This window comes from Pandoraea cepalis (assembly GCF_902459665.1).
Classification (GTDB): Bacteria; Pseudomonadota; Gammaproteobacteria; order Burkholderiales; family Burkholderiaceae; genus Pandoraea; species Pandoraea cepalis.
The window spans coordinates 1-1,256 of the sequence record NZ_CABPSL010000049.1 but is presented as its reverse complement, the minus strand read 5'-3'; the positions used below and the strand labels follow the sequence as shown (position 1 = coordinate 1,256).

General features: G+C 59.6%; 1 protein-coding gene. It reads right to left on the bottom strand.

Features of this window, described 5'->3' with window-relative positions:
- Positions 1–13: 13 nt before the first annotated feature.
- The gene (locus PCE31106_RS23865) at positions 14–1,147 is read right to left on the bottom strand and encodes an ISAs1 family transposase (protein WP_150564895.1); all 1,134 of its coding nucleotides are present in this window, start codon (positions 1,145–1,147) and stop codon (positions 14–16) included.
- Between the last annotated feature and the right edge of the window lie 109 nt (positions 1,148–1,256).

Sequence of the window (1,256 nt, the reverse complement as noted above, 5' to 3'; positions counted from 1 at the left end):
CAGGGCAATCGCATCAAGAGACCTGCATTCCAAGCACTTGAGCCCGATAGTGTTCATCGAATCCGGCCTTGAGCCGCTTGTTCTTTATGCCGACCTTCGTGGCTTTGTCAGCGCGCAGTAGATTCGACACGATGCGGCGCAGGATCGCGAAGTTTTGTGCTGCATTGTCCACCCGGGCACGACATTGATCCTCGCCAAAGGCGACATCGAGCACCCAATGCATGCTGTTTTCGATGGCCCAGTGAGCGCGCACCGCCTCGTTGATCCGTTTCGGGTCAGCGGGCAGGCTGTTCACGTAGTACCGCCGCTCCAGCGAAACGCGGCCGTCGATCTCGCGGGTGGCCTCAACCATCGCCACCGAACGCAGGCCGGCCCATTTGCCGTCCTCATCCAGCCAGTCAATCATGTCGGTCGCAACGCACCGGCGCGTCTCGATTCTTCCGTGCACTTTCTTGCCTGTCTGACAGTGCTCAGCGAAGCGCACGCTACGCAAAGACTGTGTGCGCTGTGCATCGAACAGCTGCACGATCGCTTCATGCAGCGCAGGCTGATTGCCTTTAACCGCAAGCACATAGTCGGCACCTCCAGCCACGATTTTCGCCGCTATCTCCCGCTGGCAACCCATCGCGTCGATCGTCACGATCGCACCCTTGAGCAGCAAGGCATCCAGCAATGCCGGGATCGCGGTGATTTCGTTGCTTTTATCGGCAGTCCTGACCTGGCCCAAGGTCGCCCCCAACGCGCCGCAATAGGCCGATACCAGATGGATCGCGCTACGCCCCATGCCGTGCGAGCGCCGTACCGTCTTGCCGTCAATTGCCACCACCTGGCCCGCGACTGCAGGACAAATTCCGCTTACCCATCGCACAAAGCACGCCTCGAACTGCCGCGCATCAAGCGCCGCGAATACGCGCCCGAACGTGTCATGCGAGGCAATCCCGTTGCGCAGCGGCAAGTACCGGCGTAGCCACTCCAGTTGTCCTTGCCCCCACAACGCGATCCCCACCCAGCTGTCGGCACCCGACAGGATCGCCGCCAGTGCAACCACCAGCATTTCCGTCAGATCATGCTCCGGGATGCGTACACGCGGGTCCTTCAGGTCCCCAAACGCGTCTTGCAAACTCAACGGCTCGTATTCGTCGTCCACATCACTCTCGGCTCTTGGCAAAACCAAGAGTTAACGCTTCTTCGCACCCGTTTACAACCCCCATTCATAACCCATTGTGTGTAAACAATTTTTCGTGCGATTGCCCTGG